Genomic DNA, 7,316 nt, shown 5'->3' on the forward strand with positions numbered 1-7,316 from the left:
GACCCTGCAGGGGGCCGCTGCGCCAACCGACGCGCCCTCGTTCATCTGTTGGACGTGAGCTGGCCCATATCCCGTGACGCAGGCCTCGGGCACCGTTCACCTCGCGTTCATCGGCGCACCGGGAGGCGTCCACCTCGGCTCCTTAGCGTCGGTCGCCGTTGGTTCCGCGCTGCCCGGCAGAAGGCCCGGGCACACCGTCGAAGGGCCCCTTCCTTGAAGCTCAGCACCACGTCGCGCGCCGTCGTCCTCTCGGCGGCGCTCGCCGGCACCCTCGCGCTCACCGCGTGCGGCGCCGCCAACGAGGAAGCCGCCGGCGGCGGCGGCGGCGGCGAGGAGACCGGCAGCTCCACGGAGCTGAGCGGCGCCCTCGACGGCGCCGGCGCCAGCAGCCAGCAGGCCGCGATGCAGGGCTGGACCGCCGGCTACTCGAGCGTGCAGCCCGGCGTGACCGTGAACTACGACCCGGTGGGTTCCGGCGGTGGCCGCGAGCAGTTCATCGCGGGCGGCACCGACTTCGCCGGCTCCGACGCCGCGCTCGACGAGGAGGAGCTGACCGCCGCGCAGGAGCGCTGCGCCGGTGGTGAGGTCTTCGAGCTGCCGAACTACATCTCGCCGATCGCGGTGGTCTACAACCTCGACGGCGTCGAGGAGCTCAACCTCTCGTCCGAGGTCGTTGCCGGCATCTTCGACCAGAAGATCACGAACTGGAACGACCCGGCGATCGCCGCCGACAACCCGGACGCCACGCTGCCCGACCTGGCGATCACCCCGGTGAACCGCTCCGACGAGTCGGGCACCACCGAGAACTTCACCGAGTACCTGGCCGCCGCGGCCGCCGAGGCGTGGACCTACGAGCCGGACGGCAACTGGCCGGTGGCCGGCGGCGAGGCCGCCCAGGGGACCTCGGGCGTGGTCAGCGCCGTCGGCGGCGGCAACGGCACCATCGGCTACGCCGACCTCTCCCAGGCCGGCGACCTGGGCGTGGCGAACATCGGCGTCGGCGAGGAGTTCGTGACCCCGACCCCCGAGGCTGCGGCCGCCGTGGTGGAGAACTCCGAGCGGCTCGAGGGCCGGGGCGAGTACGACTTCGCCATCGAGCTCGCCCGGGACACCGCCGAGTCCGGCAGCTACCCGATCGTCCTGGTCAGCTACCACGTCGGCTGCGTCACCTACGACGAGCAGGAGACCGCCGACCTGGTGGCCGACTTCATGGGGTACGTCATCAGCGAGGAGGGCCAGCAGGCCGCGGCCGAGGCCGCCGGTTCCGCCCCCATCTCCGACACGCTCCGCGAGCAGGCGCAGACTGCTGTAGACGCGATCACCGCCGGCTGACCGCACGATGACCGGCAACGGCCCGGGGTGCCGCACGGCGCCCCGGGCCGTTGGCGGGCCCGGCTCCGGCCGCGCACCCGAACCACACCCGCCGGGTCCCCGGGGCACCGGCCCACACACCACGGAGCAGCGGTGAGCAGCACCAGGACCACACCCCCGTCCCCTGCCGGGACCGGACGGTCGGTCCGCCGTCCCGGGGATCGGGTCTTCGCCGGTACCGCCAAGGGCGCCGGCATCCTCATCCTCGTCATCCTCGCCGGGGTCGCCGCGTTCCTCGTCGTCGAGGCGGTGCCCGCGCTGACCGCCCCGGCCGAGGACATCCCCGGCGACCGCGGCCTGGCCGGCTACATCGCCCCGCTCGTGTTCGGCACCCTGCTGGCCGCGGTCATCGCACTGCTGGTGGCCACGCCGCTGGCCGTGGCGATCGCGCTGTTCATCGCCTACTACGCGCCCCGGCGGATGGCCCAGGGCCTGGGCTACCTGGTCGACCTGCTCGCCGCGATCCCCAGCATCGTCTACGGCTTCTGGGGCATCTTCTGGCTGGCGCCCAAGCTGGTGCCCTTCTACGAGTGGCTCGAGCGCAGGCTCGGCTTCATCCCGCTGTTCGCCGGGCCGGCCTCCACCACCGGCCGCACCATGCTGACCGCCGGACTGGTCCTCGCCGTGATGATCCTGCCGATCGTCAGCGCGATCTCGCGCGAGGTCTTCCTGCAGGTGCCGAGCCTGCACCGCGAGGCCGCGCTCGCCCTGGGCGCCACCCGCTGGGAGATGATCCGGATGGCGGTCCTGCCCTACGGCCGCTCCGGCGTCATCGGCGGCTCCATGCTGGGGCTGGGCCGGGCGCTCGGCGAGACCATGGCCGTAGCGATCGTGCTGTCGGTCTCCGGCGGCATCACGTTCAACCTGATCAGCAGCGGGAACCCGTCGACGATCGCGGCCAACATCGCGCTGGAGTTCCCCGAGTCCTCGGGCATCGACATCAACACGCTCATCGCCAGCGGCCTGGCCCTGTTCGTCATCACGCTCGCGGTCAACATGCTGGCCCGCGCGATCGTCAACCGGCGCGCCGACTTCTCCGGAGCGAACTGATGAGCCAGATCTCCACAGCATCGGTCGCCACGGGCGGCAGCGCGCCCAGCGGTCCGCGCCGCAGCGAGCGCACCGGGCGGCTGCCGAACTGGGCCCTCTGGGCCTGCTTCGCCGGGGCGGCCGTCGTCGTCGGGGCGCTCTGGCCGGTGTTCGACCTGAACATCGCCCTGTTCGTGCTCTACACCGTCGTCCTGGGCACCCTGGCGGTCTACCTGCTGACCCGGACCACGGAGGGGTCCCGGCGGGCCACCGACCGGCTGGTGACCTGCCTGGTGGTCAGCGCCTTCGGGCTGGCCATGGTGCCGCTGGTGTCGCTGGTCTGGGAGGTCGTCAGCCGCGGCGCCGCGCGGCTGGACGGCGAGTTCTTCAGCTCCTCGCTCGTCGGCATCGTCGGCGAGGGCGGCGGTGCCTACCACGCGATCATGGGCACGCTGATCATCACGGCGCTGACGACGCTGATCTCGGTGCCGATCGGCCTGATGACGGCAATCTTCCTCGTCGAGTACGCCCGCGGTCGGCTGAAGCGGGCGATCACCTTCATGGTCGACGTCATGACCGGCATCCCGTCGATCGTGGCCGGCCTGTTCGCCTACGCGCTGTTCGCCATCTTCCTCGGGCCGGGCATCCGTCTCGGGATCATGGGCGCGATCGCGCTCTCGGTGCTGATGATCCCGGTCGTCGTCCGCTCGGCGGAGGAGGTGCTCAAGCTGGTGCCGAACGAGCTGCGCGAGGCCTCCTACGCGCTGGGTGTGCCGAAGTGGCGGACCATCGTGAAGGTCGTCATCCCGACGGCGATCGCGGGCCTGGGCACCGGGGTCACCCTGGCGATCGCCCGGGTGGTCGGCGAGACCGCCCCGCTGCTGATCACCCTCGGCATCACCAACGCCACCAACGTCAACGCCTTCGACAGCCGCATGGCGACATTGCCGGTCTACGCCTACTACCAGCTCACCCAGCCGGGCGTGCCGCCGCAGTTCGCCACCGACCGGGCCTGGACGGCGGCCCTCGTCCTGATCATCCTGGTGATGGGTCTCAACGTCGTCGCCAGGTTCATCAGTCGCTTCTTCGCTCCCAAGTCCGGTCGCTGACCGGCGACCCTGGAGGACCTCACGTGGCCAAGCGCATCGACGTCTCCGACCTCAACATCTACTACGGCAACTTCCTGGCGGTGGAGGGCGTCAACGTCTCCATCGAGCCGCGCAGCATCACCGCGCTCATCGGGCCGTCGGGCTGCGGGAAGTCGACGTTCCTGCGCTCGATCAACCGGATGCACGAGGTCATCCCGGGTGGACGCGTCGAGGGCAAGATCGTCATGGACGGTCAGGACCTCTACGGCCCCGACGTCGACCCGGTCGACGTCCGGCGGCAGATCGGGATGGTCTTCCAGCGGCCCAACCCGTTCCCGACCATGTCGATCTACGAGAACGTCGCCGCGGGCATCCGGCTGAACGCCAAGAAGATGAAGAAGTCCGACCTCGACGACCTGGTGGAGCGCTCGCTCCGCGGGGCCAACCTGTGGATCGAGGTCAAGGACCGGCTCAACCGCCCGGGCGCCGGGCTCTCCGGTGGTCAGCAGCAGCGGCTGTGCATCGCCCGCGCCATCGCCGTCGAGCCCGACGTGCTGCTCATGGACGAGCCGGCCTCCGCGCTGGACCCGATCTCCACGCTGGCGATCGAGGACCTGATGGCCGACCTGAAGGAGCGGTTCACCATCGTCATCGTCACCCACAACATGCAGCAGGCCGCGCGGGTGAGCGAGCAGACCGGCTTCTTCAACCTCAACGGGGTCGGCCAGCCCGGCCGGCTGATCGAGTTCAACCCGACCGAGAAGATCTTCAGCAACCCGGACGAGAAGGCGACCGAGGACTACATCTCCGGCCGCTTCGGCTGATCCGGCCCGACGTCGAGGGGCCACTGCGGGGGTGTCCGCAGTGGCCCGTCACATCATGGGCACACACCGCACCCCGACTCCGTCCCGCGGCGAGCTCGACCCCTGCTTCCGCCTGTGAGCAGCGCCTGAGGTCGTCGGGCAGACACCCGCGCCAGGCCCGCAGGCGGGGCCGAGCTCAGCAGCTGGCGGTGGCGGCGACCGGCTCGGCGGACGGCGTGGCGGGCGCCGGCGTCTCGGGGGCCGCGACCGGCGCCGGCGGGACGACCACCGGGACGACGCTGGAGTAGCCCGGCCCGATGACCAGCTGCAGCGCTCCGCCGGTCGCGTCGCTGGGCTGCAGCACCGCACCGGGGACGGCCGCGGCGACGGTGCGGGCCCGCTCCTCCGCGCCGGCGCCATACCGGACGACGGTCTCGTTGACCACGCCGAGCTCGTTGCCGACCTGACCGACGCCGAAGCCCTGCGCGCGCAGCTGGTCGGCGACGGTGCCGGCCAGCCCGCCGGTGGCGGTGCCGTTGAGGACGTCGAGGGTGATGCCCGCGGGCGCGGCGGTCAGCGGCTGCTCGGCGGGCGTGGTGACGGGCTGCTCGGCTGCCGCAGGGGCCGCGGCCACGGCTGTGGGGTCGGCCGGCTCCGGCGCGAGCAGCTCCTCGGGCAGCCGGCCCTCCTCGATCACCTGGTCGAACAGCGAGCGGGTGGCGCCGGCGTCGAGCACCACGTGGGCCTGCTCGCTGCCGGCCGGCACGTGACCCACCTGGGCCACCGGCAGGCCGATCCGCTGCACCGCGTCGCCGGAGACGTCGCCGAGCGTGCCGGCGAGGGTGCGCAGGTCGCCGAGGGTGGTGGCCTCGTCGACGGTGAGGGCGTCGGAGGCCCGGGTGAGGAACCGGGTGAGGGTGGCGGGGTTGCCGATGGTCCCGGCGGACATCGCCGTCCGCAGCGTGGAGGTGAGCACCAGCTTGGCGCGCTCGGCGACCGCCTCGCCGGTGACGTCGGCGCCGGCGTCACCCGGGGCCAGGTAGCCGGTGGCGCGCCCCCCCGACATGGTGCTGGGGCCGGTCGGCAGCGGGTCGGCCGAGGCGGTGACCGCCGGCGTCGCCGCGGGCAGGCAGACGCCCACGCCGCCGAGGGCGTCGACCATGCCGGGCAGCCGGGCCAGGTCCACGCCGAGGTAGTGGTCGACGCGCAGACCGGAGAGCTGCTGCACCGCGCGCACCGTGCACGACGGCCCGCCCTGGAGCAGCGCGTCGGCGAAGGACTCGGTGACCGCCTCGCGCACCGTGCCGTCGGCCTGGATGCAGCCGGGGGTGTCGACCAGCGCGGTGGGCGGGATGCTGACCAGGACGGCCCGCTCCTCGTCGGCGCTGACGTGCGCCAGCAGGGTGGCCACCGAGGCCGGTCCCTCCGCGCCGGGCAGGCCGGTGCCGACGACGAGGTAGGTGACCGCGCCCTCCTGCAGCCCGGGGGCGAGCACCTCCGGACCGTCGGGCGTCAGCGCGGCGACGCGCTCGATGCGCTGGTCGACGTAAAAGTACAGCCCCAGGTGGTAGGCGAGGACGACGCCGACGAGGGCCGCCAGGCCGACGGCGGCGCGGACCAGCCGGCGGCGGCCGGGGCTCCGGGCGGCGCGGCGCGCGGACCGGCGCTCGCGCGGCGAGGGCGGTGCGAGCCGCGTGGCGCCGGACAGCGGGGCGTCCCGGCCGGGGATGGGCGGCAGCGGCGCGATGGGGCGCGACGGGCGGTGGCCGGTCCGGTCGTCGAACGGCGGGAAGAGCGGCACCGACGGCCGGGCCGACGGGGGCACCGGCGGCAGCCCGCTGCGCGGCGGCTCGACCGAGGGCTCCGGCTGTGCGGCGAGGGCGGGCAGCGGGGGGACGGCGGCCGGAGGCCCGGGGACCGCCGGCTCTGGCCCGGCCGGCCCACCCGGGACCGGGGGCAGGCCGCGCCGGGGCGCCGGCGTGTCGTCGGCCGCGCGGGGGGCGTCGCCGGCCCGCCGTCCGGTGGGCGTCCGGACGGCGGGCGCGGGCGGGTGCTCGGCGGGCACCGGCGGCAGCCCGCGGCGCCGTTCCGGCGTCTTCTCGCCGGCGGCCAGGGGCAGCGGGATCTCGCCGGTGCGGGCCGCCCGGCGGCGGCCCACCTCGCCGCCCTGGCGGGCGATCAGCTGCTCGACGGTGATCGGCTCACGGGCGGGCGTCCCGCCACCCCCGGCGGGGGTCGGCGCCGCCGGACGACGGCGGCCGCGGAGACGCCCGGACAACCGGGGCCCCCCGGCGTCGTCGCGCGTGCGCTCGTTCCCCACCCCTGCCGACTTCCCATCCTCGATGTGCCGCCCTGGCGGGCACCGTCGTCCCCGACCCGCGTGCAGACATACCGCTGCGCAGTCGGGCGGTCACCCACGATACGGGCGCGAGGCCGCCATCCGGGTCGGACGCGCGGGGATCGGCAGGCGGGACCCCTGGTGCCGTCGTAGCGTCCCCGAGGTGAGACTGCCGTTCGTCCCGGGTCCGTCCGACGTGATCTCCGCGGTGGAGGGGGTCCGCGAGGGCGTGACCGAGGCGCTGGCGCTGGTCCCGCGGCTGGCGGCCGTCGTCGGGCGCGTGGAGTCGCTGCTCGACCGGGTCACCACGGTCGTCGACCGGGTCGACGGCATCGTGGACCGGGCCGACGCGGCCGTCACCGCCGTGGAGGGCACGCGCCGAGGGGCGGACGACGCCATCGCCGCCGTCAACACCACCAGGCAGCGGGCCGATGCGGAGGTCGCCGCCGTCGAGGGCACCCGGCTCAGGGCCGACGAGGCCATCGCGGGCGTGGGGGCGACGCGGGAGAAGGCGGACGAGGCGATCACCGCCGTCGGCGCCACCAACCAGAAGGCGGACGAAGCGATCACCGCCGTCGGCGCCACCAACCAGAAGGCCGACGAGGCGATCGTCGCGGTGGGTTCCACCATCGCCCGCTCCGATGAGGCCATCACGGCCGTCGGGCAGACCATCGCCCGCTCGGACGA

General features: G+C 74.0%; 5 protein-coding genes and 1 pseudogene. 5 read left to right on the forward strand and 1 reads right to left on the reverse strand.

The features are described 5' to 3' along the window. The first annotated feature begins 213 nt into the window (after positions 1-213). The 4 genes from pstS (at position 214) to pstB (ending at position 4,312) form a co-directional block, all read left to right on the forward strand. Positions 214-1,332, forward strand: a complete 1,119-nt coding sequence (pstS, locus tag BLW63_RS13890) for a phosphate ABC transporter substrate-binding protein PstS (protein WP_091157143.1) — start codon at positions 214-216, stop codon at positions 1,330-1,332. A gap of 132 nt (positions 1,333-1,464) precedes the next feature. Further along, on the forward strand, positions 1,465-2,421 hold the full coding sequence (gene pstC / locus BLW63_RS13895) for a phosphate ABC transporter permease subunit PstC (RefSeq protein WP_091157146.1): 957 nt from the start codon (positions 1,465-1,467) through the stop codon (positions 2,419-2,421). After that, positions 2,421-3,509, forward strand: a complete 1,089-nt coding sequence (gene pstA, locus BLW63_RS13900; RefSeq protein WP_091157148.1) for a phosphate ABC transporter permease PstA — start codon at positions 2,421-2,423, stop codon at positions 3,507-3,509. Before pstC ends, pstA begins: the two co-directional genes overlap by 1 nt. Positions 3,510-3,532: 23 nt before the next feature. Then, positions 3,533-4,312 carry a phosphate ABC transporter ATP-binding protein PstB gene (gene pstB / locus BLW63_RS13905; protein WP_091157151.1) on the forward strand — a complete coding sequence of 260 codons (780 nt, stop codon included), beginning with the start codon at positions 3,533-3,535 and terminating at the stop codon, positions 4,310-4,312. Positions 4,313-4,487: 175 nt separating this feature from the next. Here the strand turns inward: pstB and BLW63_RS13910 are convergent, their stop codons facing one another. After that, positions 4,488-6,569: an LCP family protein gene (locus BLW63_RS13910; protein WP_244522563.1), complete on the reverse strand. Its 2,082-nt coding sequence runs from the start codon at positions 6,567-6,569 to the stop codon at positions 4,488-4,490. Positions 6,570-6,792: 223 nt separating this feature from the next. On the opposite strand from BLW63_RS13910, the pseudogene BLW63_RS13915 reads away from it, so the two are divergent. Beyond that, positions 6,793-7,316 (forward strand): annotated as a pseudogene (locus tag BLW63_RS13915) (hypothetical protein); the annotation flags it as partial.

The organism is Geodermatophilus africanus, from assembly GCF_900107105.1.
In the GTDB taxonomy this organism is placed as follows: domain Bacteria; phylum Actinomycetota; class Actinomycetes; order Mycobacteriales; family Geodermatophilaceae; genus Geodermatophilus; species Geodermatophilus africanus.

What these genes read in the sequence shown, in the direction of transcription:
- pstA (WP_091157148.1), top strand. Translation starts at nt 2,421, where the DNA reads ATGAGCCAGATCTCCACAGCATCGGTCGCCACGGGCGGCAGCGCGCCC.